The organism is Sanguibacter sp. Z41_6, from assembly GCF_059621145.1.
Genome location: NZ_JCAQIF010000001.1, coordinates 802,714 through 828,586, shown reverse-complemented (window position 1 = coordinate 828,586; position 25,873 = coordinate 802,714). Strand labels below are relative to the sequence as shown.

The window sequence follows — 25,873 nt, the reverse complement described above, 5'->3', positions numbered from 1 at the left end:
GGTCAGTAGATGGTGCGGCCGTGCGCGTCGGGGATGCCGGACTTGCGGAAGAAGTAGGTGTTCACCTGGTCGCGCCACTCCGTGGCGCTGCGCAGCTGCTCCGCGAGCCGCTCCTGCAACCGCTCGAACGTCGCGTCCGGCACACCTCCCTTGAGCGTCGTGACCGCCTCGGCCATCTCCTGCACACGCTCGACCCCGGCGAAGTGGGTGTCGTAGATGTGCTGGACCACCGTGGCGCCGGAGTGCAGCACGTGGGTGTACGGGACGTGGTGGAAGAACAGCAGGAGCTCGTCCGGGCACGTGTCCACCGGCTCGTAGATGTCGCGCCACGGCGGCGGGTACTGCCCGGTGTACCCCGTCCCGGTGGCGCGCGTGCGGTCCACGCCGATCCCGTCCCGGTCGGCGAAGTGGTACGTACCCCACGGCGAGTACTCGTACCCGTCGACGGACGGCCCGTAGTGGTGGTTGGGCTGCACCATGAAGCACACGCCGAGGGGCGCGGTGTACTGCTCGTACGTCTGCCACGAGTCGTCCATGACCGCGTGCAGCGTCGCGCGGACCTCGGGGTCGTCGCCGAACGTCATGCCGATCCACTCGTCGAGGATGACGAGGGGGTCGCACGTCGCGTCCCACGCGAGCCTGCCGAACGCGAAGAGGTTGGCCTGAGCGAGCGGGTGCCCGGTCCAGAACTCGTCGTCACCGACGTTGGAGACAGCCGTGATGCCGCCGCGGGGTCCCCCACCGACGCGGCCCCGGCCGCCGACGACGTCCGCGACGCTCCGCTCGTCCCCCCACAGCCGGAAGTCGAGGATCTCGCTCCACTGGGTACCGAGGTAGCACACGTGCTTCTGCTGCCCCGTGTACTCCTGCGTGACCTGCAGCTCGACCGCGAGGCGGGTGCTGCCCATGGCCGCAAGGACCGGGGAGACCGGCTCGCGCACCTGGAAGTCGAGAGGACCGTACTTCACCTGCAGCACGACGTTGTCGTCGAACGTCCCGTCGAGGGGCGCGAAGTGGTCGTACGCCGCCCGGGCGCGGTCGGTGGACCGGTCCCGCCAGTCCTGCGTGTGGTTGTAGACGAACGCGCGCCAGAACACCGTGCCGCCGTGGGGCTCCAGCGCCCGCGCGAGCATGTTCGCGCCGTCGGCGTGGTCCCGGCCGTACGCGAACGGCCCGGGCCGCCCTTCGGAGTCCGCCTTGACGACGAAGCCCCCGAAGTCGGGGATCACCTCGTAGACGCGGGCCACGGCGTCGGCCCACCATGCCCGGACACGCTCGTCGAGCGGGTCCGACGTCTCCATGCCGGACAGGGTGATGGGGGCAGCGAAGTCGACGCTGAGGTACACCCGGATCCCCCGGGCGCGGAAGATCTCCGCGATGCGGGCGACGTCGGGCAGGTGACGCGTGAGGAGCTCCGCCTCGCGGGGGTGGACGTTGACGTTGTTGAGCCCGACGGCGTTGATGCCGATGCTCGCGAGCGCCCTCGCGTACTGCTCCACCCGGCTGAGGTCCTCGCGGACGCGACCGTCGGCATAGAAGATCGACGCCCCCGCGTACCCACGCTCGACGGGCCCCATGGGGGTGTCGGCCGCGATGTTGTCCCAGTGGTCGAGCATGCGCAGCTCCTGGGCCGGCTCATGGAGCTCGACGTGGCTGTCCGTGGTCGTGAACGCCGCCTCGCCCTGGCGGACGATGTGGTGCAGACCGTAGAGGAGGCCCGCGCCGTCGCCGGCGAGCACGACCGTCACGCCACGATGGCGCAGCACGAGGAAGCCGTCCGGCACGGGTGCGCGCTCTGCCGCGTCCTGCTGCGCGCACAGCATCGACGCGGTCGTCGCGTCGGGGTCGTCGTCCGGCAGCGCGCTGTGCCAGGCGCCGACCTCGCCGAGGGTGGCGAGGACGAGGTCCACGTCGGCACCCTCGCCGACCACGGCCCCCCCGTGCGTGCGCGTCGCGTCGTCCACGTCCTGGCGGACCGCTCGGGCGATCGCGGTGTCCGGGGCGAGGATCTGGATGCGTCGTGAACCGACTGCGGCCCAGGCCGTGGGCCCGAGCCAGAGCTGGTCAGCAGCTGACGTCTGCGTCATAACGGTCGGACCTCGCATCGTTGGGAGAGGTGCGTGCTCGCCGGCGTCGGGCCGGCTGGAAGTTCGCGGAACGGACGACGGTACGTTCGACACCCTCATCAGTGCAATCGGTACGAAGAGGATAGGTTTACGTACGGCCGTTGGTCAAAATATACTCGCGGGACCCCGCGCACTCATGGGACCCGCGCCCGGCGACGTTGCCGCGCACGGTCCGACGACGCTCCTGCCCACGCCCCAAGGACGGTGCCCGCATGGCCTTCTTCGACCTTCCCCTCTCCGAGCTCGAGCACTACCGCCCGGACGTCGCGGAACCCGCTGACCTCGACGCTTTCTGGGAGAAGATCCTCGGGCGGGCGCGCGCCGTGGAGCAGAGCGTGAGCGCCGAACGCGTCGCCAGCGACCTGCGTCTCGTCGAGATCTGGGACGTGACGTTCCCCGGGCACGACGGAGAACCGGTCCGCGGGTGGTACACCCGCCCGGCCGGAGCCGGTGACACCCCCCTGCCCGCCGTCGTCGAGTACCTGGGCTACGGCCGCGGCCGTGGCCTCCCGGGCGAGCGCCTCACCTGGGCGAACGCCGGGTACGCGCACCTGCTCATGGACTCCCGCGGCCAGGGCAGCGCCGGATCCCCCGGCGCCACGGCCGACCCCGTCGGGTCCGGCCCGGCCACCCCCGGCATGGTCACGCGCGGCATCGCCGACCCCGAGACGTACTACTTCACGCGCCTCATCACCGATGCCGTGCGCGCGGTCGACGCCGTCCGGGCACTCCCCGGGGTCGACCCGGCGCGGGTCACCGTGACCGGCAACAGCCAGGGCGGGGGGCTGGCGCTCGCCGTCGCCGGACTCGTCCCCGACCTGCTCGCCGTCATGCCGAACGTCCCGTTCATGTGCCACCTCGAACGGGCCGTGGGGCTCACGGGCCAGGACCCGTACAACGAGGTGCTGCGCTACCTCGCCGTCCACCGCGACGCGGAGGAGCAGGTCTTCCGCACCCTGTCCTACGTCGACGGCGTCAACCTCGCGAAGCGTGCGCAGGCTGCCGCCCTGTTCTCCACCGGTCTGCAGGACACCATCTGCCCGCCGTCGACCGTCTTCGCGGCGTACAACCACTACGCGAGCGCCACGGGCGGCACGCCGGACCGGGAGATCAACGTCTACAAGTACAACCACCACGAGGGAGGCGAGGCGCAGCAGGTCCTCGCACAGCTCGCGTGGCTCGCGCCGCGAAGCGGCGTCTAGGGGTCCGGAGGTGAGCGCGCAACGACTGGCGAGCAGCATCCACGAGGCACAGCCGAAGATGTGGCGGGCGCTCGAGGTGGCGGCGCTCGAGCCGCACCCGTCGGTGCTCGTGCACCTCGACCCCAAGGGTCCGCATGCCCGGGCCCACCGGCGGCGCAGCCTCGTGTGGATGATCCCGGTCCTGCTCGTCGCCGCCGTCGTCTACGGTGCACCGGTCTGGGGGTTCACCACACTCATCGGGGACCGGTACGGACGGGCCGACCCCGACCCCGCCGTGACGATCCCCGTCGCCGGGGTGTGCTTCGCGGTCACGCTCCTGGTCGTCGTCGGGCACATGGTGAGCTGGCACCGCCGAGGGCGGCCCCGGGACACCGTGGCCGAGACCGTCGGCATCGTGGCCTTCGTGCTCGGCGGCATGAGCGCTGTGGCCGCCCTGCGCCGGGGGGTGGACGTGACGCCTCCGGGCTGGTCGGTCTGGATCGGGGTGATGGTCGCCGCCTCGATCGCCGGAGGGGTCCTGTGGCGCCTGGTCATGAGGCCCCGGAAGCGCGCGCCGGGCCAGGACGGGCGGGCGCGCAACGCCCCTCTCGCGCGGGTGCGGGACGAGGTCGCCCGGCTCACCCCGGCCGACCGCGACGCGGTGCAGCGAGACCTCCACGGCGCGCTACGCGACCTCGCCGCGCGGGACGTCATCCGCGAGAAGGACCTCAACTGGGCGTTGCGCGCCGAGGTGGGGACGCTGGCGATGCACATGTCGCAGAAGCGCCGCACGGTGTGACCGGCCCGAGAGAGCAGCGGGCCGCTGCCTGAGGGCCCTGCTGCTCCGGGAGGCATGGTCTGCGGTTCGGCCCGGGCAAAACGCCCGTGAGTGGCGGTACTGTCACCGGTGATGCCAGCCTCGACACCGAGATACCTCCTGGGTTTCCCAGCACTGCCGCCACGCCCGTCGGTGGATCCGGACCTGCGCGCCCCCGTGCCGATCCGGCATCGTGTGCGCTCCACGGTCGTCCTCCTCACGCTGGGCATCACGCTCGGCGTCACAGCGATCCGTACGGACCGTGGGTGGTCGCTCTGGCTCATCGCGCTGCTGCTCGTCGGCGCATCGGTGGCCACCGCGGTCGGGCTGAGGTCGCGTCGGCAGCAGCTCACCTTCCTCGCCGTGTCAGGGGCCGTGCTCATCACCGGCATCGCGAGCGTCCACGAGGGACCGTTGCGGTCGACGGGCGGCTGGGAGCCGCCCGAGGACAGCAGGGTCGCTGGCGGGTTCGGGACTGTCCTCGTCGTCAGGGAGGACGGCGCCCTGGTCGGGCGCGACGTCGATACCGGCGCCGTCCTCTGGACCGTGCCGAACCCCGGCGGCCCGACGCTGGTCGTCGGAGACGCCATCTACATCCGCGGGGCCGGGGACGACCCCGGAGCGCGCGCGTCGGTCCTCGACGTCGCCACGGGTCAGACACTCGTCGAGACGAAGGGCGGGAGGAACGACCAGCTCGTCGTGGCCGGCGATGCGGTGGCGTTCCTCAGCCTCGAGCAGGTCGAAGCATGGGACATCCGGACGGGTGAGCTGCTCTGGACCGGTCCGCCGGTGTGCGCCTACCCGGAGGCCGAACGGGACAAGCGCGACCGGTGGATCCGGACCCCTGGGGCCGTGCTCCAGGCGCCCAAGGATCAGTGCTGGGAGATCGACGGCATCCTCGACATCACGACGGGGGTGGCGCGCACGTCAGACCGCCTCGGCGTCAGCTCGATCGTCGCGGACACGCACGTCGTCGTACCGCACGGTAGCCGAGGGACGTTCCTCGGGTACCCGATCACGGACGGAGACGTCTGGCAGACCACCGTCCGGGGCCCGGTCAGCTTCTCGGCTCCTGAGTACGCGTTCGGCGTCATCCGGGTCTTCGCGGACGACCGCGTCGTCCACCTGGACGCCTCCACCGGCGAGATGCGTGACGTCCCCCTCCCCGACGACTTCTCGTACTTCGGGTACGCCGAGTCGGAGGCGAGCGTGGCCGGCTCTCGTCACGTGCTCATCGAGAACACGGGGGACATCGCGATGTTCGACACGATCACCGGGGTCGTGATCGACGTCCCCGACCACGACTTCAACTACTGGCGCGTGAGCGCTGCCGGTGATCGGACCGCGGTCACCGGCCGCGTCCCGGATGCCGTGGGACATTCCCGTTCCGTCTCCGTCGTCGTGGACGGTGACACCACAACGTTCCTCGAGGTGTGGAGCGACGAGGGCGACGGGTACCTCGCCGGGGACGCCTTCATCACCGGGGACAACCGGGTCATCCCCCTCCCATGACGCCCGGAGGTCGCATGCGCTGGCCCGAACCCCAGCAGATCCGGCCCGACGTCGTCGCGACCTACGCCGCCTCAGCCGAGCGCCAGCTGGCCCTCTACCGGCGCACGCTGCGCGTCGTCATCCTCTCGCAGGTCTTCGGCGGGGCCGGCCTCGCCGCCGGGGTGACGGTCGGGGCGCTGCTCGCCCAGGACATGCTCGACAGCGACGGGCTCGCCGGGCTGCCCACCGCCCTGTTCACGCTCGGATCGGCCGCGACCGCATTCCTCGTGGGCCGCACGTCGCAGCGCCGCGGTCGCCGGGCGGGGCTCACCGGTGGGTTTGTCGCCGGTGGTGTGGGGGCGCTCGGCGTCGTCGCGGCTGCGGTGACCGGGAACCTCGTGCTGCTGTTCGCGTCCCTGCTCGTCTACGGCGCCGGGACGGCGACGAACCTCCAGGCCCGCTACGCGGGGACCGACCTCGCGACACCGGAGCGACGCGCGACGTCCGTGAGCCTGGCGATGGTGTCCACGACGCTCGGCGCCGTCGCGGGGCCCAACCTCGTCACCCCGATGGGCGACGCCGCCGCGGCGATCGGCATCCCCGCCCTCGCGGGGCCGTTCCTCCTCGCCGCCGTCGCCTACCTGGCGGCCGGGGCCGTCCTGCTCGTCCTGCTGCGCCCGGACCCCTTCCTGCTGGCGCGGGCGATCGCCGCGCAGGACTCGTCGCCGGCGCCCACGTCGGAGCACGACTCGTCCTCGGAGCCATCGGCTCCCGTGGACGACCGGCCCGTCGGCGTCGACCGGGGCGTCGTCGTCGGCGCGACGGTCATGGTCCTCACCCAGATCGCGATGGTGGCGATCATGACCATGACCCCGGTCCACATGCGGGCGCACGGCCACGGGCTGAGCGAGGTCGGCGTCGTGATCTCCGTGCACGTGGGCGCGATGTTCCTCCCCTCGCTCGTGACCGGCATGCTCGTGGACCGGCTCGGCCGGACGGTCATGTCGGTGGCCTCGGGTGTCACGCTGCTGGCCGCCGGGATCGTCGCGGCGACCGCCCCCGAGCACTCGATGGTCCAGCTCATGATCGCCCTGGCGCTGCTCGGGCTCGGATGGAACGTCGGGCTCATCAGCGGCACGGCGCTCGTCGTCGACGCCACCCCGCTGAGCACCCGCGCCCGCACCCAGGGAAACCTCGACGTCCTCGTCGCCCTGGCCGGAGCAGGCGGCGGTGTCATGTCCGGTGTCGTCATGGCCGGCACGAGCTACGCGGCCCTGTCCCTCGCCGGTGGGGTCCTCTCGCTCCTGCTCATCCCGGTCGTGCTGTGGTCCCGCGGTGGACCCCGGCTCGCCGGTGGGGCAGGATCCACCTCGTGACCAGCACCGTCTCCCCCCACGACGTCATCGAGACCCTCCCCGGCAACGGCGCCGCCCGCTCCGTGGTCCTCACGTTCGACGACGGCCCCAACCCCCCGCACACCGTCGAGCTCCTCGACCTCCTTGCTCGCGAGAAGGTGCCCGCCGTCTTCTTCCTCGTCGGCCAGCAGGCCGAGGCGCACCCCGAGATCGTGCGGCGCATCGTGGCCGACGGGCACACCCTGGGGAACCACTCATGGCAGCACGACGACCTCGAGGACTGGGAACCGGACGCGGTGCGCGCCGACCTCGCGCGGACGCACGCCGCGATCCGCGCGGCCGTCCCCGACGCGCAGGTCCCGTTCTTCCGCGCACCGTTCGGCCACTGGGGCCGCACCATCGGCGTGGCCGCCGAGATGGGCATGCGGTCGGTGGGGTGGCAGCTCGCTGTGGAGGACTGGGAGCCACCGGGCGTCGACGAGCTGCTCCGCCGCCTGCTCACGGTCGAGCCCGGCGGCGTCATCCTCCTGCACGACGGCGGAGGTGACCGCAGCCAGACCGTCGCGGCCGTCGCGCAGCTCATCCCCCGCCTGCGCGCCGACGGGTGGACCTTCACGGTCCTCGCGTAGCTGTCAGGCCCGTTCGACAGAGGCGGGCGGGTCCTACGCTGCAGGTGATGACTGACTACGACGCGCGCCTCGTCGAGCTCTACGACGAGGACAACCCGGACGGACCCGATCACGACTACTTCCGTGCTCTCGCGGACGAGATCGATGCGCGCTCGATCCTCGACATCGGCTGCGGGACCGGCATCCTCACGGTGACCTTCGCTCGCCCCGGCCGCACGGTCGTGGGCATCGATCCGTCGCCCAGCATGCTCGCTCGTGCCACCGGCCGCCCGGGCGGCTCGGACGTGCAGTGGATCCTCGGGGACAGCCGCGATGCACCCCCGGGGCCGTTCGACTACGCCGTCATGACGGGCAACGTCGCCCAGCACATCTCCTCCGACGACGCCTGGGAGCGCACGCTGCGCGACGTCCGCGCCGCACTCCGGGACGGAGGAGTCTTCGCGTTCGAGAGCCGCAACCCCCGGGTGCGGGCGTGGGAGTCGTGGGCCGCGGCAGAGCCGACGACCAGACCGACGGCTCGCGGTCCGCTGCGCGAGTGGACGGAAGCCACCGAGTCCGAGCCCGGGCTCGTCGACCTCATCTTCTACAACCGCTTCGAGGACACCGGCGACGAGGTCGTCGAGGAGCTCACCCTCGCGTTCCGCGACCGCGACCTCATCGAGCAGCAGCTCAACGCTTCCGGGTTCGCGCTCGACGGCATCTGGTCCGACTGGGACCGGACGCCGTTCTCGGACGACGCACCCCTGATGGTCTTCCAGGCTCGCCGTTCGGCGTGGTGAGGTGGCCCATGTCCGCCTACGTCCGCCCCGCCCTTCCGTCGCTCGTGTTCCGCGACGCGACCGGCGCGGTGATCGACTACGGCCACCGCTGGGCCGGGTCCCCGCCCGAGGACACGTACACCGCCGCGGAACATCCCGACCGATGGGCGCCCGTCGTCACGGTCGCGGACGCGCTCGTCGCGTACCTCGTCGAGGAGTACGACGTCGTCGTCATGATCGACGGGCCTCCCGACGACGTGCCGGTCAGCACCACGGCTGGCCTCGACGTGGTGCGCCGGACCCGGCTCACGCCCTCGAGTCCCCGGGCAGCACCGCTGGAGTTCGTCGTCAACACCCACCCCGCCGTGCACATCCGGGCTGGCCTCACGCGGATGTCCGGCTTCCCGGGGTGCGGGTGCGATGCGTGCGACGACTCGCTCGAAGACGTTGTCGGAGACATGGAGTCGTTCGTGCTCGCCGCCGTCGAGGGTCGGTTCACCGAACGGTTCCGGGGCTCGACGTTGCCTGGGCTCCTCTCGGCCGTCCGCTCCTCGTTCGAGCAGCCCGACGGGAGCGGGGAGAGCGGGGAGCACTTCCTCCGCGGGATGCCCCGCCGCGACCGGAAGGCGCTGCGTCGGCGCCTCGCGCCGGTCCGCGACGGCTGGGAGCCATGGCCCCTGCGCGACCGCCAGTCCGCTCCAGCCACCCGCTGACGCGTCGTAGAACGCGCCGTGACCTCCCGCTCACGCGGGGACGATGTTCACCAGCCTCGGCGATGTGCGGTGCGATCGGAGCGGTCATGAGCACGAGCGGCTCGACGGCCTCGCGGGGCACCTCTGACAACCTCCTGGTCGCCTGCGCACTTGGTCATGATGTATATGTCTTTGATCCGGTTCGCCAGGCAGTACCCTCGGACCGGCCGCTGCCACTGCGAGCCCGCACCCTCCGGAAGGTCGACGCCATGAATCCCGCTCGGACGATGGTCGCGGTGACGCTGGCTTCGGGCCTCCTGCTCGCAGGGGTGCTCATCGAGCACGGGTTCGCGGCAGACCGTGAGCAGACGAGCGGGACTCCCGGGCCCCTGGAGCTCGCGCTGATGCTCGTCTTCCTCGTCGCGCTCGGCGCGACGCTCGTCGTCGTCGCTCGTCACCGGCGTCGTCGGGCACGCGCTCTGGCGGGATCTGCGGGCTGCATCGCCCCACGCCTGACCTCCGGAGGACCGCGTCCCGACGCCTGACCCTTCGTCCACGGCCGGAGCCGGTTCGTCGCCGTTCGCTACGCCCGACCGAGGACCTCCGCCTCGAGGTGTGGCAGGGCACCAGGCTCGAGGACGTAGCCGGTCACGTCCTCGACGGTCGCGAGAACGTCTCGCGTGACCCGGGCGACCGTCTCCCGGTCCGCGTGGTCGCGGAAGACCTCCACCGACCAGAACACCTGGTCGGTGAAGAAGGACAGGGACATGTGGCCCAGGCCGACCGCGATGGTCAGCCGGTCGTGCAGCACCACGTCACCCTCGCTGTCCTCACCCTCGTCCTGGTCGAGCTTCACCACGTGCCCCGCACGCGACAGCCGCGCCTCGATCTCGCGCGCCCACCGGCCACCTTCTTCGGTGGTGGTGGCGTCCAGCACTGCCGCGCGCTCGACTCCCTCCGGTGTGAAGTCGTACTGCCAGCGGACTCCGTACCACTCCGTGTCGCTCATGAGGCTCCTCGATCAGCACGCCAAAGTGGCCATGTCTATCACGCTGTGGCCGCCCGCTGCTCGTGCGCGAGGAGCTGCTCCTTCACCGGCAGCCCGTAGAGGTAGCCGCCGAGCGTCCCGTCGCGTCGGACGACCCGGTGGCAGGGCACGATCGGCGCGACGAGGTTCATCGCGCACGCCGACGCCGCGGCCCGGACGGCGGCCGGTCGCCCGGCAAGGGCGGCGAGCTCGGTGTACGTCACGGTCGTCCCTGCGGGGATGTGCCGGAGCGCGTCCCACGCGTCGGTGCGGAAGGGCCCGCCGGGCTGCCCGACGGGGATCGTCAGCAGCGCGTCGGCGTCGCCGTCGGCGTACGCGGCGAGGGCGTCGGCCACGGGACCCCGGGGCGCGACAGGGGCCAGACCGCGCTCGCGCAACCCTGGCGCGAGCCGCGCGAACAGGGATTCGAGGTCCCCGTACCCCGCGGCGCGCACCGTCTGGTCCTCAGGCGTCAGGACGACGTGCACGACGCCCCCGGGCAGGTGCGCGTCGAACGTCTCGAGGGGCTTCGTCGTCGTCTCTGGCAGCGCAGCCCCTCGCCCGGCCACCGAGTCACCGGTCATGCGAACACCTCCTGCGTCCACAGGTGCATGAGTGCGTATCCCCGCCATGGCTCCCAGCCTTTCGATCGCTCGAGTGCACCGTTGCTCGACGTGACCCCGAGGGCACGCTTGAGGACGAGGTCCCCGGGGAGGAACGCGTCGGGGTCGCCCAGGCACCGCAGCGCGACGTAGTCCGCGGTCCACGGGCCGATGCCCGGCAGGTCGAGCAGGTCACGTCGGACGGCGGCGCGATCGGACCCCGGTTCGAGGGTGAGACCGTCGACGATCGCGCGGGCGAGTGCCTGCAACGCCCGCCCACGTGCGGCCGTGATGCCCACCGCGGACCGCAGCTCCTCGGGGTGGGCGTCGGCCACGGCGTCCGCGGTCGGGAACTGCGTGAGCCCGTCCGGCGCGGGCAGCCCGAGGTGCGCCACGAGCCGCCCGGCGAACGTCCGCGCCGCCCGGAGGGACACCTGCTGGCCGAGCACCGCGCACAGCGCCGTCTCGGTGCCGCTGATCGCACCCGGCAGGCGCAGCCCCGGCCGCGCCGCGACGAGGGGCGCGAGGAGCGGGTCCGCAGCCAGCGCCTCGTCGACGAGGCGCGGGTCGGCGTCGAGGTCGAGCCAGCGCCGTACGCGGGCGACGACGCCCATGAGGTCCGCGAGGTCCGCGAGCCTCAGCCGCGCGACGACGTGGTGCCCGTCCCCCCACTCGATGGTGACGACCGCTGGTCCGTGCTCGCCGGGGACGACGCGCGTGTGCGTCCCGGTGGCCCCGTCGATCCGGTCCACACCGTCGACCGCGTGCGCCGCGAGGTAGCGTCGCAGAGGGGCGGCAGCCAACGGCGGCCGGTAGCGCAGCTGGAGCACGACGGCGGGCCCGGCCTCCCCAGCAGACCGCCGGAACGCGGACGGCGGGGTCCCGTACTCGGCGAGCATGACGTCGTTGAACTGCCGGACGCTGCCGAATCCTGCGGCGAACGCGACGTCAGCGAGCGGCAGGGGTGTCTGCTCGACGAGCAGCCGGGCGGTCTGGGCGCGGCGGGTCCGGTTGAGCTGCTGGGGAGTCGCGCCGACCTCCGCGACGAGCACCCGGTGCAGGTGCCGCTCGCTCACCGCGAGGCGCCTCGCGAGGCCCGCCACCCCGACCTGGTCGACCACCCCGTCGCGGATGAGCAGCACCGCCCGCGCGGTGAGGTCGACGCGGGCGTCCCAGTCGCGCGACCCCGGCAGCGTGTCCGGCCGGCACCGCTTGCACGCCCGGAACCCGCTGGCGACGGCGGCCGCGGCCGTCGGGAAGAACACGCAGTTGCGCCGCAACGGCGTGCGCGCCGGGCACGACGGGCGGCAGTAGATCCCCGTCGTGACGACCCCGAGGTACATCCGTCCGTCCCAGCGCTCGTCCCGGCCCGCGGCAGCGCGGTAGCAGGCGTCGGCGTCGAGAAGGTCAGCGATGGGCACACCCTCATCATGCGCGACGTCCGAGGGGGCGTCTGGCGGGAATCGGACCACGCGGTGGATCACCAGAGCGCAGGTGTGCGCACGGCGCTACGGTGAGAGATGACCTGCATCGTTACGATCGAAAGGGCGTCCTCATGGATCAGTCGACCCACAACGACAGGCGCCCCGACGACGCGGCCAACCCGAAGGGGCCCGAGGGTCTGCCCCTGGGGATGACACCTGGTCACAACACCAACCCGGTGACGCCCGGTCGTGGCCCCCTGGCGCACGGGTCCTCCTCCCGCCCCGGGCGGCTGCTCCTCTACGGCACCGTCCCCGTGCTCGTGGCCGGGGCGGTCGTCTGGGTCACCCTCGTCCGCTGAGGGCGACCCAGACGTCAGACGCAGTCGATCGAACGCGCGTCACACAACGGCCGGCGCCTCGTCCTCGTACCGGGGGAACAGGCGCGAGAGCACGTCGGAGAGCGTGATGACCCCGACGAACGCCGATCCGGTCGACACGATCGCGAGGTGGTTGCGCGTCTCGCGCATCGACGCCAACGCCGTGTACACGGGCGTCTGGGGCGCGAACGAGATCACCGGCCGCATGAACTCGGCCGCCGAGCGGTCGTCGCCCTGGCCGAGGGTGTCCCGCACGTGCACGACGCCCTCGATGGTCTCGGGCGTCCCGACGAGGATCCGCAGGTGCCCCGAGCTGCGGGCGGCCTCCTGGAGGTCGGCCACCGACGCGCGGGGCCCCACGGTGGTGGCGCTGCCACCGTCCGTGACAAGGTCCACAACCGTGAGCCGCTGGAGCTCGAGCGCCCCGGCGAGCTGCGCCGAGTAGCTCGCCTCGAGGGCCCCGACGTTGGCCGAGTGCTCGACGAGGTGGCGCAGGTCGTCGGGCGTCTGACCCGTGGCCACCTGCTCGGCCGGCTCGACGCCCACCTTCGTCAGGCACCAGTTCGCCATCTCGTTGAGGGCGACGAGCAGCGGCCGGGTGAGGAACATGAACCCCCGCATGGGGATCGCCAGGAGCGTCGCGGACGTCTCCGGGTGAGCGATCGCCCACGACTTCGGCGCCATCTCCCCGACGACGAGGTGGAGGAAGGTGACGATGACGAGCGCGAGGACGAACCCCGCGACGTCCGCGATCCACAACGGCGCTCCCCAGCTCTCGAAGACCGGGGTCAGCCAGTGGTGCACGGCCGGCTTGGTGATCGCCCCGAGCGCGAGGGTGCAGGCGGTGATGCCGAGCTGGGACCCGGCGAGCAGCACGGTGAGCTCGGTGGAGCTGCGCAGCGCGGCGCGTGCGGAGCGGCTCGTCGCCGCGGCATCCTCGAGGCGGTGCCGCTTGGCGGCGAGGAGAGCGAACTCGATCGCGACGAAGAAGGCGCTCAGCGCGATGAGGGCAGTCGTGATGAGGACGATGACCCAGGGGTTGCTCATCGGTCGACCTCCGTCGTCCGGCGTGCTGCGACCGGCGCCGTGCCTGACGTGCTGTCGACCTCCGGCGGACCGTCCGGGCCGGGCGGCTCCGCGGGGACACGCACGCGCACGAGCGACGGCACGTGCCTGTCGAGCTCGAGCACGTCGACCGCCATCCAGACGACCTCCGGCTCACCGGACCGTGCGAGCTCCGCGAGGTCCAGCGGCAGCTCGACGCGCACGGTCGTGCCGGCGGGCGGCAAGGACCCGTGGATGGCGATCGCGAGCCCGGCGATCGTCTCGTAGTCCCCCCGCGGCAGGTCGTGGTCGACGGCGCGCTCCACCTCGTCGATGTGCACGTCCCCCGCCATGACCCAGGTGCCGTCGTCGTCCCGCGGGACGATCGCCGGCTCCTCGGGGTCGTGCTCGTCCGTGATCTCCCCGACGAGCTCCTCAGCGAGGTCCTCCGCCGTGAGCACGCCGGCGAACCCGCCGTACTCGTCGATGACGCACGCGAGCTGGTTGCGCGTCGAGGTGAGCTCGCGCAGCGCGACGGGCAGCGTCATCGACGTCGGGAGGATGAGGGCGGGACGCATGAACGTCACCGCCGCGGCGTCGTCGTCCCAGTCCCCGCGGAGCACGTCGTCGAGGTGCACGACGCCGAGCACCTGGTCGTCGGCGCTGAGCACCGGGTAGCGGGAGTGGCCGGTGACCATCCGCTCGCGGACGTTCGCGAGCGTCGTCTCCGCGTGCAGCACGTCGACCCGTGCGCGCGGGATCATCGCGTGCTCGGCGTCCTGCTCGGGGAAGTCGAGGATCCGGTCGAGGAGGACGGACAGCTCCTCCGGGAGGTCCCCGCTGACGCGGGACTCGGCGACGATGTGCTCGAGGTCGCGGGCCGTCGCGGAGTGCTCGACGTCATGCACCGGCTCGATCTTCAGGACGCGCAGCAGGAGGTTCGACGCCTGGTCGAACACGCGGATGAGCCACCCGAACACGGCGAGGTAGATCGTCGTGGAGCGGGCGAGCCACACTGCCACCGGCTCCGGGCGGGCGATGGCGAGGTTCTTGGGGAACAGCTCGCCGAAGAGCATCTGGACGAACGTCGACAGGACGAGCGCCAGGACGGTCCCCACGGCGATCCCGACGCCGGTCGGTACGCCGACCCCGCCGAGTCCCTCGCCGAGCGACTCGCCGACAAGGGGCTCCGCGACGTACCCGACGAGCAGCCCGGTGACGGTGATGCCGAGCTGGGCGCCGGACAGCATGAACGACGTCCGCTTCGTCACAGCGAGCGCACGCTGCGCCGCCGGGTCACCCGATGCGGCGCGCGCCCCCAGCCGTGACCGGTCGACCGCCATGTAGGCGAACTCCTGGGCGACGAAGTACCCGGTGAGCGCAGTGATGAGGACGATGACGATGACTCCGAGGAGCAGTGTCAGGATCCACATGGACGTTTCCACCCCCTCGTGTCGGTGAACGGCACTCGGGGGTTCGTACTGTCTGCGTCCATCATCTCTCTCAGGTCGTGTGGTCGATCAGTGTCTCAACGCGCGCCCCGCCCGGTCAGTTCCCACGCGCCGTCCGGGCACGGGGTCGTCGCCGAGCTACGCGAGGTGCGACGGCACGCCCGAGGTCGGGCCCGCCTCGGGGGGCCGTGGCTCGTCCTCGGGGAAGGCCCGCAGGAGCAGGAGCGCGACGTCGTCCGCCCCGGCCGTCGGGGACATCGTCAGCAGGACGTGGTCGCTCAGCTCGTCGAGGGTGCGCTCGTGCCCGCCGCGCAGCGCCTCGACGAGGTTGGCGATGCTCTCCGACATGGGGATCCCGCGTCGCTCGAGCAGCCCGTCGGTGTAGAGGAACAGGGTGTCGTTGCCCTCGAGCTCCACGACGTGGTCGTGGCGGACCGCGTCGCGCACGACACCGAGGAGCAGGTCGTTGACCGGGTCGAGCATCTCGATGTCGCCGGACGCCCGGATGAGCACGGGGTAGGGGTGCCCGGCGTTGGACCACCGCAGGGTCCGTGCGCCGCTCGCCTCCTGGGCCGGAACCTGCTCGACGCGGGCGAGGATGACGGTCGCTGTCGCGCCGTCCCCGAGGGCGAGCCCGGTGATCGCGTCGTCGACCTCGGTGAGGACCTGCGCGGGCGTGCCGCCGGTGATGTACGCGCCGGCACGCACGAGTCCGCGGAGCTGCCCCATCATGGCGGCCGCGCGGTGATCGTGGCCGGTGACGTCCCCGACGACGATGGTCGTCGCGCCGTCCTTGGTGAGAAAGGCGTCGTACCAGTCGCCACCGATCTGGAGGTCCTTGCCGGCGGGGCGGTACCGCACGACGACCTGCAGGTGGTCGGCCTCGGGCGGTGGGGTCATGACGGCCTGCTGCAGCGTGAGGGACGCCTCACGCGCCCGCTGGGCCCCGAGCCCGTTGATCTCGGCCTGCGCGCGGTGGTAGTCGAGCTCCGCGCGTCGGGCTACGAGCGACCGGACAGCTCCGCTGACGGCTGAGGAGATGAGCAGCACGAACGTCCGGCTGGACTCGTCGAGCGGGCGTCCCGGCGCGGCCTCCACGACGAGGCTCCCCGCCGGGACGTCGTCGTCGGCGCTCGCCAGCGGCGCGAGGCAGACCTGGCCGCTGATGCTCACCCTCCCCTCCCGGCACGCCTGCTCGACGAGCCGCACGTCGAGGCGGGAGGCCAGGCCCGGCGGGTTCGAGGCGACCGGCGCGCAGACGTCGCCGTCGAACAGGTATGCGGCGCACCCGGTGATGTCCGGGGACCCGGCGAGGAAGTCCGCGACCGCCGTGAGCAGCTCCTCCACGTCGTGGTGGCCGTTCATCACGGCGTGCAGGGCGTCGACCGTCTCGAGGCGACGCCGGGCGACCACCTGGTCGGTCGTCTCGGTCGCGATGTCGAGGACCCCGGCGATGCGTCCCGTGCTGTCCGCGAGCGGGCTGTAGGAGAAGGTGAAGTACGTCTCCTCGTCGTAGCCAGAGCGGTTGAGGACGAGCATCTCGTCGACGGTCCATGTCGCCGTCCCGGTGGTCATCACCTGCTCGAAGAGCGGTCCGACGATGTCCCACACCTCCGACCACACGTCCCGGACGGGCATGCCGAGGGCCCTGTCCCGCTTGGTGGTGCCGAGCATCTCGCGGTAGGCGTCGTTGTAGATCATCGTCAGGTCCGGACCCCAGGTGACGAGCATGGGGAACCGGGTGCTCAGGCACAGGCGGACGGCCTGCCGCAACGACTCGTCCCACTCGGAGAGGGGCCCGAGCGGGGTCGTCTCCCAGGGGAACGCCAGGACGGAAGCACCCATGTCGCTGCTCGTCGCTGTCGGGGCGAACCACTCGGAATCCATGGCGTCACAGTAGTGGAGCACGCTCTCGCGCCATGCATGCCTGCTGCGCGGTCGTACGTCCGTGAGAACACCCGAGCCGGGGGCGCGGCGAGGCCATCAGGTGACGCCGTCGGGCGGGGCCGCGAGTGCCATGTCACGATGGGGGTCCAGCCGCACACAGGAGGAGAGGATCGTGGGTTCGATCTCCGTCGCTCGTCCCCCTTTCCAGGGCGACGACCTCGGGTCCTGGCCCCTCCACAGCGCCGCTGACCTCTCCCCCGTGCGGCGCGAGATCACCCGCCTCATCACCGAGCGCGACGGCCCTGCCTCGGACACTGAGGCCGTCCAGCACATCATCCTCGTCGCCAGCGAGCTGGCCACGAACGCGCTGCGTCACGCGATCCCGCCAGCGCGCGTGACCCTGCGCGCCACCGAGACCGAGTACCTCCTCGAGGTGACGGACTCCTGCCTCGAGGCCGATCCCGTCGTCGCCTGCGGACGCGGCCTCGGCGAGGGTGGGTTCGGTCTTGTCCTCGCCCAGCGTCTCGCGACGGCGGTCGGCTGGTTCTCGGACGGCACGCACAAGCACATCTGGGCGACGTTCAGGCGGTCCGGTTGCTGGAGCGCCACCGGCTGAGAGCGCGTGCGCCCCGCTCGTCCTGGAAGGTCGCGAGCGCGGCCCCGAGCACCCCGGCACGCGCGCCGAGGCCAGCCGTGACGATGGGCGGGACGGTCGCGACGCGGGCGGTCTCGAGGAGCCGCGCGCGCACCGGGTCGACGAGGACCGCACCCGCGGCCGCGAGACCCCCGCCGAGCACGATGCGCGACGGCGAGAGCAGCGTGACGGCCCCGAGCAGTCCGTGCGCGAGGGCGTCGAGCGCGTCCGACCACACCGCGTCCGCGCGGGGGTCCGTCCCGAGGGCCGCGACCACGTCGAGAGACGTCGCGCCCGGGCGTCCGGTCGCTGCGGCGTAGGCGCGGCCGATCGCCCGCGCCGACGCGTACACCTCGAGGCAGCCCCGCTGTCCGCACGCGCACAGCGGCCCCGCGGGGTCGAGCGGCACGTGACCGATCTCCCCCGCCTGGTGCATGCCACCGCGGACCGGACGACCGCCGACGACGATCGTCGCAGCGATGCCCGTGCCGATGAAGACCGCGAGAAGGTCGTCAACTCCCCGCCCCGCCCCGAGCGCGTGCTCGGCGAGGCCCGCGACAGAGGCGTCGTGGTGCACGAGCACGGGCAGTCCCAGGCGGGCGCCGAGCAGCTCGCCGACGGGCTCGTCCGCCCACCCGAGGTTCCCCGCGAGCCGCACCACCCCGCGGGCCGGGTCGACGATCCCCGGCACGCCGAGACCCACGGCCGTCACCCGTGCCCGGTCGGCGGCCGGCAGCTCGGCGAGGAGCGCACGGCACGTCTGCTCGATGACGCGCAGGGTCGCAGGTCCGTCGTGCTCGGGTGTGGGTGCGTGGTGCCGTGCGAGGGGCGCCCCGAGGTGCTCGTCGAGCACCTCGCCCCGCGTGTTCGTCCCGCCGACGTCGAGCGCCAGGACGAGCGGACCCGACGAGGGGACGATCCTCGCCGCCGACAGGCCGGCGCCCGACGACCCGCCAACGCTCGACGACCCGCCGGCGCTGGACGACAGACCAGCGCTCACAGCTCCTGCCAGGCTGGCTTGTGCGCGTAGGCGCGCCGGTAGTACGCGCTGTGGCGCAGCCCGGCGGCGGCCTCCTCGTCGAGCAGCACGGTGACGTGCGGGTGGAGCTGGAGCACGGAGGCGGGGCAGGACGCGCTCACCGGGCCCTCGACCATCCCTGTCACGGCTGTGGTCTTCGCGCTGCCCGTCGCGACGAGCACGAGGTGCCGGGCCTCGCCGATGGTCGCCAGGCCCTGGGTGAGGGCGTGCTGCGGGACGTCGTCGACGGACGGGAAGAACCGGGCGTTGTCCTCGCGGGTGCGGTCGGTGAGGCTCTTCACCCGGGTCCGCGACGCGAGCGACGACCCGGGCTCGTTGAACGCGACATGCCCGTCGGCACCGATCCCGAGGAGCTGGACGTCGACGCCACCGGCCGCGCGGATCTCGGCCTCGTAGCGGACGCCGGCCGTCGCGACGTCGGGGCCGGAGCCGTCCGGCCCGAGCACGACGGGGAGGTCGATCCGGCCGGTCAGGTCACGCTGGATGACCTCCCGGTAGGACTGGGGATGGCCGGCGGGCAGGCCGACGTACTCGTCGAGCAGGAACGCCCGGGCGTGCCGGAACGTCAGCCCCTCCTCCTCGTGCCGACGCACGAGCTCCGCGTAGACCGGCAGCGGCGAGGAGCCGGTCGCGAGCCCCAGGACGGGCCGGGCGAGCACGGAGAGCGCGCGCTCGACGATGTCGGCGGCGAGCACGGCCAGCTCGTCGACCGGCCGGATGACGACCTCCATGGGTGGGACCTCCTCGGTGGTGCGGTGCGCAGAGCGTGCACCTCCATCATCCTTTGACGGCACCCGCCACGAGCCCGGAGGTCATCCGGTTCTGGACGAGGACGAAGAAGATGATGACCGGCGCGGCGACGAGCACGGCCCCGGCCATGACGCCCGGCCAGTCGATCGCGGCGTTCGACTGCGTCGTCAGGCCCCGCAGCCACAGGGGCACCGTCCGGTTGGACGGGCTCATGACGACCGTGGCGAGCGTGAACTCGTTCCACGCCTGGAGGAACGCGTACACGCCCGAGGCGACGAGGCCGGGAGCGAGCAGGGGGAAGGTCACCGCGAAGAACGCACGCGTGCGGCTGCACCCGTCGATCATCGCGGCCTGCTCGAGCTCCACGGGGATGCCCTGGACGAACCCGCGGAGCATCCACACCGTGAACGGCAGGACCGCCGCGACGTAGAGCAACGAGAGGCCGGCGACCGAGTTGAGCAGGGACCAGCCCTCGAGCATCCGGAACTGGCTGATGAACATGGCCTCCGCCGGGATCATCTGGACGACGAGCACGGTGAGGACGAAGCCCTTGCGGCCGCCGAACCGGAACCGGCTCACCGCGAGCGCGGCGAGGAACGCGACGACGAGGGCGACGGCCACGACGAGGAGCGTCACGACGATGCTCAGCCGCATGGACGCGAAGAAGCTCGCGTCGAGCACGCGGCCGAACGCGGAGAGGTCACCGCCGAACGGCACGAACGTCGGGGTGGCCGCCCGCACCTGCTCGGGCGTGCCGAACGCCGACGTGAACATCCAGTAGACGGGGAACACCCACACGAGGGCGAGCAGCACCCCGAGGGTGTTGAGCAGTGGCGCCGAGCGCCTGCGGGTGGGGCGTCGCGCGGTGGCCATCAGTCCTCCTCCGCGGCGAGCCTGCGCACGTACCCGGCCGTGAGGACGAGCGTGAGCAGGAGCATGAACATCGCGACGGCCGAGGCCATGCCGTAGCTGGACTGCCCGATGCCCAGTCCGTAGATGTAGGTGCCGAGGAGGTCCGTCTCGCTCTTGAGGCCGCCCGCGCCCTGGAGGTAGTAGATCTGCGTGAAGACGCGAAGGTCCCAGATGATCTGCAGCAGTCCCACGACCCACAGGACCGGGGCGATCGTGGGGACGACGATGCTCCGGAACCGCTGCCACGCACCGGCACCGTCGAGCTGGGCCGCCTCGATGACCTCGTCCGGGACCTGGGTGAGGGCGGCGTAGACCGAGAAGGCGACGAACGGCACGCTCATCCACACGACGATGACCGTCGCGACGAGGTAGAAGGACAAGGGCTCGAGGAGCCAGGAGTGCCCGGCGAACCCCTCGAACCCGACCTGGACCAGCACCCAGTTGATGACCCCGTACTGGGTGTCGAACAGCCACTGCCACACGGTCATGGCGGCGATGACGGGCATCGCCCAGGCGAGCAGGAGGCTCGTCTGCAGGGCGAGCCGAACGGGTCCGGCGAGGCGGGTCATGAGGGTCGCGACCGCCGTCCCGATCGCCATGGTCAGTGCCGCGTTGACGGCGCAGAAGGCGATCGACCGGCCGACGACGCCCCAGAGGGTGGCGTCCGTGAGGAGCTCGCGGTAGTTGGCGAGGCCCACCCACCGGGGTTCGGCGGTGCCGAGCTGCTGCGCGAGGCCGAACTCCTGGAAGGACATCCCGACCTGGCGGACGAGCGGGTACCCGAGGGCGAGCAGCAGCACGACGGCGACGGGCGCCAGCAGGAGGTAGGGCGTGGCGCGCCGCCCGAACCGGTGCCGTCGCCGGGCTCCCGCCGACGGCACCGGGCTGCGCGCCACCGTCGTGCGGGTACCCGTGGTCACGCTCAGTTGAGCGCCTCCTCGAGCCGGGCGTCGGCGGCCTCGGCCGCCGTCGCGACGTCCTCGCCCTGGGCGATCTGGGCGAAGAACTCCTCCATGATCCGGTCCGTCTCGACCGCTGCCCACTGCTCCGCCGCGGGCGTGAGCTTCGCGTTCTCGGCCGCCGCGAGCGCTGCGACGGCGAACTCGTCGTCGCCCATGAGGTCGTTGAACGTCGAGTTCGCGGGGCCGAGGCCCGCCTCGGCGAGCATCGTCTGGTACTCGTCGGAGTAGATGAGGGTCATGAGCTCGAGGGCGAGGTCCTGGTCGGGCGACGCCTGTGAGATCGCGAGGTTGGAGCCGCCCGCGAACACGGGGGCCGCACCGCCGTCGACGCCGGGCAGCGCGAGGGCGCCGACGTTCTCGGCGAGCTCGTCCGTGATCGACCCGCGGGCCCAGCCAGGTGCCATGAACATCGCGGCGTCGCCGTTGTTGAAGGCCGTCCACGGCTCGGCGTCCTCGCCGTCCTTCGGGGCCTTCGACGCGGCGGTGTAGAGCTCCTGGACCTGGGTGAGGCCCTCGATGCTCTCGGGGCTCGACAGCTGCCCCACCCACTCGTCGCCCTCCTTGACGGCGATGTCCCCGCCGTTGGCGAACACCCAGCTGATGCCGTTGCGCCAGTCCTGACCGGGGAGCCAGAACCCCGACGTCGTGCCGGTCGTCAGGGCAGCGGCGGCGTCGTTGAACTCCGCGAGCGTCGTGGGGACGGCGATGCCGGCCTCCTCGAGGAGGTCTGTGCGGTAGAAGACGTACCGGGAGCCCCAGTAGTAGGGCACGGCGAACACCTGGTCGCCGACGCTGCCGGCCTCGATGAACCCCTCGGGTCCGAGGGCGTCCCCGCCGAGCTCGTCGAGGTGCTCGGTGAGGTCGGTGAACGCGCCGACGGTCGTGAAGGTCGGGGACTGCGTGTTGCCGATCTCGACGACGTCCGGCGTCTCGTCGGGGTTGCCGAGCGACGTCTGCAGGCGGGGCAGGAGCTCGCCCCAGTCGATCCGCTCGACCGTGAGCGTCGCGTCGGTGGCGTCCTCGAAGGCGGTGGTGAGCCAGTCCGTGGCCTCGACGGGGGTGTCCTCGCCCGCGAGCCACAGGGTGATCTCGGTCCCCGGGGCGGAGTCGTCGGTGCTGGTGTCGTCGGTGGTGGTGGAGCCGCCGTTGCTGCAGGCGGTGAGGGCGAGCGCTGCCGCGAGGGTGAGCGCCGCGTACCGGGTGTGGGTCGCCATTGATCTGTCCTTCCGAGGTGGCCCTGGGGCCGGGAGGTCATGACAGGCCGAGCTCGCCGTCGAGCACGTGAGCGGCGGCGCCGACGAGGACGCCGTCGTGACCGAGGGCGGACATGCGCAGCTGCACACGCTCGTCCCCGAACGGTCGGGTGAGAGACAGGACGGCCGCCTCGGCGGCCTGACGCAGGGGGCCGTCGAGGAGCTCCTCCGGCCCGGAGAGCACGACGTCGCGCAGGCCCAGCGCCTGGGTGATCGGCGCGAGGATCTGCCCGAGGCGCTGCCCGACGGCGGCGAGCGCGTCGGCCGCCTCGGCCGCGCCGAGCCCGTCGACGCGTGCGCGCAGTCGCGGGACGGCGAGGATCGTCTCGAGGCAGCCGGTCCGGCCGCACGAGCACTCGAACCCGTCCGGCTCGACCGCGACGTGCCCGATCTCCCCCGCTGCGCCCGAAGGGCCCCGCAGGAGAGCGCCGTCGAGGAGGATGCCGGCACCGACGCCGTGCCCGACCTCGACGAGGAGCAGGCCCGACCCGCTGCCGTGACCGAAGGTGTCCTCGGCAAGCGCGGCGGTGTCGGCGTCGTTGGCGACGTAGACGGGGTAACCGAGGTCCTCCTCGAGGCGGGTCTGCAGGTCGAGGTCGGTCCAGCCGAGGTTGGGGGCACGGCGCACGACGCCGTCGGGGCTCACCACCCCGGGTGTGCCGACGCCGACGCCGAGGACGCGGCTCGTGGAGGTCTTCACCAGGCGCCGGGCGAGCGTGACGACCTTGGCGACGGCGTCCTCCCCCGTCGCGCCGTCGAGCGCGACCTGGGAGGTCTTCACGGTGGTGCCCGCGAGGTCGACGAGCGCGCCGCGCAGGAGGGTGTCGTCGGAGAGGTCGAGGCACACGACGTTCGCGCCTGCGGCGTTGACGCCGACGAGGGTGGCGGGCTTGCCCATGTGGGTGCCGGGCCGGACGCCGAGCTCGTGCACGAGGTCGTCGGCGATGAGGTCGGTGACGACGTCGGAGACGGTCACCCGGGCCAGGCCGGTCGCGCGGGCGAGGTCGGCGCGACTCACGGCGCCGTCGTCGAACAGGTGCTGCAGCACGAGCGCGCGGTGGTGCACGCGGGCGTCGGCCGGGCGCATGGTCGTCGCTGCGGAGCGGTTGCGCGAGGTCGCCCGGCGTGGGTCCGACGGCGTTGTCCGGGTGGGCATAAAGTAAGTACACCTTACGTACTAAGTTGGGGTCAATAGACTGCGGGCACCCACCTCGAGGAGACCGATGACGACTCCACGGCCAGCCGCTCCGACCGACCTGCCCGGGCCGCTCCCGCACGCCCCGCTGCTGCCCGCGCCGCGCGAGGTCCACACGTCCGGGAGGCCGGGTGCCGCGCTCGTCCCCGGGCAGCTCGACGCGCTCGCCGACGCCCTGCGTGGGTGGGCGCCGCGTGCGGCAGACCTCGCCGAGCGCCTGGCCGTGCGGGCCGCAGCAGGGACGGGACCCGGGGCACGCGAGACCCACGAGAGCGACGCAGCCACCCTCGTGCCCGTGAGTGCCGGGCTCGAACCCACCCTCCCCGCGGAGGGCTACACGCTCACCCTCGGTGACCGATGGACGCTGCACGCGGGTGACGAGGCCGGCGCGTACTGGGCCGTCCAGACGCTCGGTCAGGCCGTGCGCGACGGCGTCGTGCCAGAGCTCACGTGCACGGACAGCCCCCGCTTCCCGGTACGCGGCGTCATGGTCGACGTCGCCCGGCACTTCTTCGACGTCGCGGCCCTCGAGCGGCTCATCGACCTCGCGTCCGCGTACCGGTTCAACCGGTTCCACCTGCACCTGTCCGACGACCAGGGGTGGCGGCTGGAGATCGAGGGGTGGCCGCGCCTCACGGACGTCGGCGCCGCGAACGACGTCGACGGCGGTCCCGGCGGGTTCCTCACCCTTGCCGACTACGCGCACCTGCAGGAGTACGCAGCGCAGCGGCACGTGGTCGTCGTCCCCGAGATCGACCTGCCCGGCCACACGCACGCCGCCCAGGTCGCCTACCCGCAGATCAGCCCCGACGGCCAGGAGCGGGAGCACTACCGGGGCATCGACGTGGGCTTCAGCTCCGTGCACCTCGAGTCGGACGCCGCGTGGGAGTTCGTCGAGGACATGCTCACCCAGCTCGCCCGGCACACGCGCGGCGAGCACGTGCACCTCGGCGGCGACGAGGCACTCACCCTCGCGCGGCCGGAGTACGTCGCGTTCGTCGAGCGCGTCGGTGCGCTCGTCGAGCGGCTCGGCAAGTCGCTCGTGCTCTGGCAGGAGGCGGCCGGCGCCGATCTCCCGGCCGGCACCCAGCTGCAGTACTGGACCTCGCACATCGACACCGAGCACCTCACGGGCGTGGCGCGCGACCACGACGTGAACTTCATCGCCTCCCCCGCGACACGCGCCTACCTCGACCAGAAGTACGACGAGGACTTCCCGCTCGGCCTCACGTGGGCCGCGACGATCGGGCTGCGCGACGCCTACGGCTGGGACCCCGTGGCCGAGCTGCCGGGCATCCCCGAGACGTCGATCGTCGGCGTCGAGGCGTGCCTGTGGACCGAGACCCTGCGCACCGAGGACGAGCTCACGACGATGCTCCTGCCACGGTTGCCCGCGGTGGCCGAGGTCGCCTGGGGGTCCGCGCCGGACTGGGAGCGGTTCGTCGCAGCGCTCGCCCACCACGCGCGATGGTGGGAGAAGGACGGGACCGTCTTCCACCGCACCGAGGGCCTGGGCTGACACCGGCGCCTGGTGCCCGTGTCCGGCTAGGTGGCCCCGCGCCGGGTGAAGACCAGATGGACGACGCCGGACGGGGACGGCGTCGCCTCGATGTCGAAGCGCTGCTCGAGTCCTTCGAGCCCGTCCCAGAGGCGCTCGCCCCCGCCGAGGAGGACGGGCACGACGACGACGTGCATCGCGTCGACGAGGTCGGCCTCGAGGAACTGCCGGACCGTGCTCACGCCGCCACCGATCCGCACGTCGAGGCCGTCGGCGAGCTCCCGGGCCCGCTCGAGCGCTGCGTCGGGGTCGGCATCGACGAAGTGGAAGGTCGTCCCGCCGTCCATCTCGAGGGTCGGCCGGGGGTGGTGGGTGAGGACGACGACGGGGGTGTGGAACACGGGGGTGCCACCCCACCACCCCTTCCACTCCTCGTCCTCCCACGGGCCGCGCTGGGGACCGAACTTGTTGCGCCCCATGATCTCCGCGCCGATGCCGGGCGACCACCTGCTGGCGAACGCGTCGTCGACGCCCGTGGATCCCGGTGAGTCCCCGTGGAATCCCATCTCGCGGAACGTCTGCGTCTCCAGGGCCCACTCCATCAGCCGGGAGCCCGCATGGCCGAACGGGGCGTCGAGCCGCTGCCCCTCGCCCGTGCCGTAGCCGTCGAGGGAGACAGAGAAGTTGTGCACGCGGACGAGGGACATGGCATCTCCTGAACGAGGTGTCTTTTGTCCCACTTTACGGCTGTCGTGCCGGTGCGGGCGAG

The 25,873-nt window shown here is 72.3% G+C and carries 25 protein-coding genes; 11 read left to right on the top strand and 14 right to left on the bottom strand.

The genetic code is table 11. The features are described from left to right. Positions 1–2: 2 nt before the first annotated feature. The gene (locus tag AC54T1_RS03900) at positions 3–2,087 is read right to left on the bottom strand and encodes an alpha-glucuronidase (RefSeq protein ID WP_496911112.1); all 2,085 of its coding nucleotides are present in this window, start codon (positions 2,085–2,087) and stop codon (positions 3–5) included. A 251-nt stretch (positions 2,088–2,338) separates the two neighbouring features. Between AC54T1_RS03900 and AC54T1_RS03895 the strand changes: the two genes are divergently transcribed. From AC54T1_RS03895 to AC54T1_RS03860, 8 genes are all read left to right on the top strand, one after another. Beyond that, positions 2,339–3,328 (top strand): acetylxylan esterase, encoded by a 990-nt coding sequence (locus AC54T1_RS03895; protein WP_484344022.1) that lies wholly within the window; start codon positions 2,339–2,341, stop codon positions 3,326–3,328. 10 nt (positions 3,329–3,338) lie between these two features. Continuing rightward, a complete protein-coding gene (locus tag AC54T1_RS03890) occupies positions 3,339–4,106 on the top strand; it encodes a hypothetical protein (protein ID WP_496911111.1) in 768 nt (255 codons plus the stop codon). A gap of 111 nt (positions 4,107–4,217) precedes the next feature. Then, positions 4,218–5,636, top strand: coding sequence for an outer membrane protein assembly factor BamB family protein (locus AC54T1_RS03885; protein ID WP_496911110.1), 1,419 nt, complete (start codon positions 4,218–4,220; stop codon positions 5,634–5,636). A gap of 14 nt (positions 5,637–5,650) precedes the next feature. Next, a complete protein-coding gene (locus tag AC54T1_RS03880; protein ID WP_496911109.1) occupies positions 5,651–6,991 on the top strand; it encodes an MFS transporter in 1,341 nt (446 codons plus the stop codon). After that, positions 6,988–7,599 carry a polysaccharide deacetylase family protein gene (locus AC54T1_RS03875; RefSeq protein ID WP_496911108.1) on the top strand — a complete coding sequence of 204 codons (612 nt, stop codon included), beginning with the start codon at positions 6,988–6,990 and terminating at the stop codon, positions 7,597–7,599. The genes AC54T1_RS03880 and AC54T1_RS03875 overlap by 4 nt, the downstream gene beginning before the upstream one ends. 47 nt (positions 7,600–7,646) lie before the next feature. Next, a complete protein-coding gene (locus AC54T1_RS03870) occupies positions 7,647–8,378 on the top strand; it encodes a class I SAM-dependent methyltransferase (protein WP_496911107.1) in 732 nt (243 codons plus the stop codon). Positions 8,379–8,386: 8 nt separating this feature from the next. Continuing rightward, the gene (locus AC54T1_RS03865) at positions 8,387–9,070 is read left to right on the top strand and encodes a DUF6226 family protein (protein WP_496911106.1); all 684 of its coding nucleotides are present in this window, start codon (positions 8,387–8,389) and stop codon (positions 9,068–9,070) included. Between the two features lie 248 nt (positions 9,071–9,318). Continuing rightward, positions 9,319–9,594 carry a hypothetical protein gene (locus AC54T1_RS03860; RefSeq protein WP_496911105.1) on the top strand — a complete coding sequence of 92 codons (276 nt, stop codon included), beginning with the start codon at positions 9,319–9,321 and terminating at the stop codon, positions 9,592–9,594. A gap of 38 nt (positions 9,595–9,632) precedes the next feature. On the opposite strand, the gene AC54T1_RS03855 is transcribed toward AC54T1_RS03860, so the two are convergent. The 3 genes from AC54T1_RS03855 to AC54T1_RS03845 are packed head-to-tail and all read right to left on the bottom strand — an operon-like array spanning position 9,633 to position 12,099. Then, on the bottom strand, positions 9,633–10,058 hold the full coding sequence (locus AC54T1_RS03855; protein ID WP_496911104.1) for a hypothetical protein: 426 nt from the start codon (positions 10,056–10,058) through the stop codon (positions 9,633–9,635). Positions 10,059–10,096: 38 nt separating this feature from the next. After that, positions 10,097–10,660 (bottom strand): methylated-DNA--[protein]-cysteine S-methyltransferase, encoded by a 564-nt coding sequence (locus tag AC54T1_RS03850; RefSeq protein ID WP_496911103.1) that lies wholly within the window; start codon positions 10,658–10,660, stop codon positions 10,097–10,099. After that, complete coding sequence (locus tag AC54T1_RS03845; protein ID WP_496911102.1) at positions 10,657–12,099, bottom strand: AlkA N-terminal domain-containing protein; 1,443 nt, start codon at positions 12,097–12,099, stop codon at positions 10,657–10,659. The genes AC54T1_RS03850 and AC54T1_RS03845 overlap by 4 nt, the downstream gene beginning before the upstream one ends. A gap of 134 nt (positions 12,100–12,233) precedes the next feature. Here AC54T1_RS03845 and AC54T1_RS03840 point away from each other — a divergent pair, with 134 nt between their 5' ends. Beyond that, the gene (locus tag AC54T1_RS03840; protein WP_496911101.1) at positions 12,234–12,461 is read left to right on the top strand and encodes a hypothetical protein; all 228 of its coding nucleotides are present in this window, start codon (positions 12,234–12,236) and stop codon (positions 12,459–12,461) included. Positions 12,462–12,500: 39 nt separating this feature from the next. Here AC54T1_RS03840 and AC54T1_RS03835 read toward each other — a convergent pair whose 3' ends face one another. The 3 genes from AC54T1_RS03835 to AC54T1_RS03825 form a co-directional block, all read right to left on the bottom strand. Further along, positions 12,501–13,526, bottom strand: a complete 1,026-nt coding sequence (locus tag AC54T1_RS03835; protein WP_496911100.1) for a hemolysin family protein — start codon at positions 13,524–13,526, stop codon at positions 12,501–12,503. Beyond that, positions 13,523–14,956 carry a hemolysin family protein gene (locus AC54T1_RS03830; RefSeq protein WP_496911099.1) on the bottom strand — a complete coding sequence of 478 codons (1,434 nt, stop codon included), beginning with the start codon at positions 14,954–14,956 and terminating at the stop codon, positions 13,523–13,525. The genes AC54T1_RS03835 and AC54T1_RS03830 overlap by 4 nt, the downstream gene beginning before the upstream one ends. A 156-nt stretch (positions 14,957–15,112) precedes the next feature. Further along, positions 15,113–16,861: a SpoIIE family protein phosphatase gene (locus tag AC54T1_RS03825; RefSeq protein WP_496911098.1), complete on the bottom strand. Its 1,749-nt coding sequence runs from the start codon at positions 16,859–16,861 to the stop codon at positions 15,113–15,115. 172 nt (positions 16,862–17,033) lie between these two features. Here AC54T1_RS03825 and AC54T1_RS03820 point away from each other — a divergent pair, with 172 nt between their 5' ends. Continuing rightward, positions 17,034–17,477, top strand: coding sequence for an ATP-binding protein (locus tag AC54T1_RS03820; protein WP_496911097.1), 444 nt, complete (start codon positions 17,034–17,036; stop codon positions 17,475–17,477). On the opposite strand, the gene AC54T1_RS03815 is transcribed toward AC54T1_RS03820, so the two are convergent. Genes AC54T1_RS03815 through AC54T1_RS03790 form a run of 6 tightly spaced genes read right to left on the bottom strand, consistent with a single transcriptional unit; the run spans position 17,443 to position 23,567 of the window. Then, positions 17,443–18,495, bottom strand: coding sequence for an ROK family protein (locus AC54T1_RS03815; protein WP_496911096.1), 1,053 nt, complete (start codon positions 18,493–18,495; stop codon positions 17,443–17,445). The genes AC54T1_RS03820 and AC54T1_RS03815 overlap by 35 nt on opposite strands. Beyond that, positions 18,492–19,265: a glucosamine-6-phosphate deaminase gene (locus AC54T1_RS03810; protein WP_496911095.1), complete on the bottom strand. Its 774-nt coding sequence runs from the start codon at positions 19,263–19,265 to the stop codon at positions 18,492–18,494. Before AC54T1_RS03810 ends, AC54T1_RS03815 begins: the two co-directional genes overlap by 4 nt. 46 nt (positions 19,266–19,311) lie before the next feature. Continuing rightward, the gene (locus tag AC54T1_RS03805) at positions 19,312–20,157 is read right to left on the bottom strand and encodes a carbohydrate ABC transporter permease (RefSeq protein WP_484344000.1); all 846 of its coding nucleotides are present in this window, start codon (positions 20,155–20,157) and stop codon (positions 19,312–19,314) included. Further along, positions 20,157–21,116 (bottom strand): carbohydrate ABC transporter permease, encoded by a 960-nt coding sequence (locus tag AC54T1_RS03800; RefSeq protein ID WP_496911094.1) that lies wholly within the window; start codon positions 21,114–21,116, stop codon positions 20,157–20,159. Before AC54T1_RS03800 ends, AC54T1_RS03805 begins: the two co-directional genes overlap by 1 nt. Before the next feature lie 2 nt (positions 21,117–21,118). Continuing rightward, positions 21,119–22,372, bottom strand: a complete 1,254-nt coding sequence (locus tag AC54T1_RS03795; RefSeq protein ID WP_496911093.1) for an extracellular solute-binding protein — start codon at positions 22,370–22,372, stop codon at positions 21,119–21,121. A gap of 37 nt (positions 22,373–22,409) precedes the next feature. Next, positions 22,410–23,567, bottom strand: a complete 1,158-nt coding sequence (locus AC54T1_RS03790; RefSeq protein ID WP_496911092.1) for an ROK family protein — start codon at positions 23,565–23,567, stop codon at positions 22,410–22,412. 67 nt (positions 23,568–23,634) lie between these two features. Between AC54T1_RS03790 and AC54T1_RS03785 the strand changes: the two genes are divergently transcribed. Then, the gene (locus AC54T1_RS03785) at positions 23,635–25,125 is read left to right on the top strand and encodes a beta-N-acetylhexosaminidase (protein WP_496911091.1); all 1,491 of its coding nucleotides are present in this window, start codon (positions 23,635–23,637) and stop codon (positions 25,123–25,125) included. Positions 25,126–25,151: 26 nt separating this feature from the next. Here AC54T1_RS03785 and AC54T1_RS03780 read toward each other — a convergent pair whose 3' ends face one another. Next, positions 25,152–25,811, bottom strand: coding sequence for a dihydrofolate reductase family protein (locus AC54T1_RS03780; protein ID WP_484343995.1), 660 nt, complete (start codon positions 25,809–25,811; stop codon positions 25,152–25,154). Between the last annotated feature and the right edge of the window lie 62 nt (positions 25,812–25,873).

What these genes read in the sequence shown, in the direction of transcription:
- AC54T1_RS03835 (WP_496911100.1), bottom strand. Translation starts at nt 13,526, where the DNA reads ATGAGCAACCCCTGGGTCATCGTCCTCATCACGACTGCCCTCATCGCG.
- AC54T1_RS03810 (WP_496911095.1), bottom strand. Translation starts at nt 19,265, where the DNA reads ATGGAGGTCGTCATCCGGCCGGTCGACGAGCTGGCCGTGCTCGCCGCC.
- AC54T1_RS03785 (WP_496911091.1), top strand. Translation starts at nt 23,635, where the DNA reads ATGACGACTCCACGGCCAGCCGCTCCGACCGACCTGCCCGGGCCGCTC.
- AC54T1_RS03795 (WP_496911093.1), bottom strand. Translation starts at nt 22,372, where the DNA reads ATGGCGACCCACACCCGGTACGCGGCGCTCACCCTCGCGGCAGCGCTC.
- AC54T1_RS03830 (WP_496911099.1), bottom strand. Translation starts at nt 14,956, where the DNA reads ATGTGGATCCTGACACTGCTCCTCGGAGTCATCGTCATCGTCCTCATC.
- AC54T1_RS03885 (WP_496911110.1), top strand. Translation starts at nt 4,218, where the DNA reads ATGCCAGCCTCGACACCGAGATACCTCCTGGGTTTCCCAGCACTGCCG.
- AC54T1_RS03840 (WP_496911101.1), top strand. Translation starts at nt 12,234, where the DNA reads ATGGATCAGTCGACCCACAACGACAGGCGCCCCGACGACGCGGCCAAC.
- AC54T1_RS03880 (WP_496911109.1), top strand. Translation starts at nt 5,651, where the DNA reads ATGCGCTGGCCCGAACCCCAGCAGATCCGGCCCGACGTCGTCGCGACC.
- AC54T1_RS03790 (WP_496911092.1), bottom strand. Translation starts at nt 23,567, where the DNA reads ATGCCCACCCGGACAACGCCGTCGGACCCACGCCGGGCGACCTCGCGC.
- AC54T1_RS03860 (WP_496911105.1), top strand. Translation starts at nt 9,319, where the DNA reads ATGAATCCCGCTCGGACGATGGTCGCGGTGACGCTGGCTTCGGGCCTC.
- AC54T1_RS03805 (WP_484344000.1), bottom strand. Translation starts at nt 20,157, where the DNA reads ATGGCCACCGCGCGACGCCCCACCCGCAGGCGCTCGGCGCCACTGCTC.
- AC54T1_RS03895 (WP_484344022.1), top strand. Translation starts at nt 2,339, where the DNA reads ATGGCCTTCTTCGACCTTCCCCTCTCCGAGCTCGAGCACTACCGCCCG.
- AC54T1_RS03780 (WP_484343995.1), bottom strand. Translation starts at nt 25,811, where the DNA reads ATGTCCCTCGTCCGCGTGCACAACTTCTCTGTCTCCCTCGACGGCTAC.
- AC54T1_RS03855 (WP_496911104.1), bottom strand. Translation starts at nt 10,058, where the DNA reads ATGAGCGACACGGAGTGGTACGGAGTCCGCTGGCAGTACGACTTCACA.
- AC54T1_RS03825 (WP_496911098.1), bottom strand. Translation starts at nt 16,861, where the DNA reads ATGGATTCCGAGTGGTTCGCCCCGACAGCGACGAGCAGCGACATGGGT.
- AC54T1_RS03850 (WP_496911103.1), bottom strand. Translation starts at nt 10,660, where the DNA reads ATGACCGGTGACTCGGTGGCCGGGCGAGGGGCTGCGCTGCCAGAGACG.
- AC54T1_RS03870 (WP_496911107.1), top strand. Translation starts at nt 7,647, where the DNA reads ATGACTGACTACGACGCGCGCCTCGTCGAGCTCTACGACGAGGACAAC.
- AC54T1_RS03865 (WP_496911106.1), top strand. Translation starts at nt 8,387, where the DNA reads ATGTCCGCCTACGTCCGCCCCGCCCTTCCGTCGCTCGTGTTCCGCGAC.
- AC54T1_RS03900 (WP_496911112.1), bottom strand. Translation starts at nt 2,087, where the DNA reads ATGACGCAGACGTCAGCTGCTGACCAGCTCTGGCTCGGGCCCACGGCC.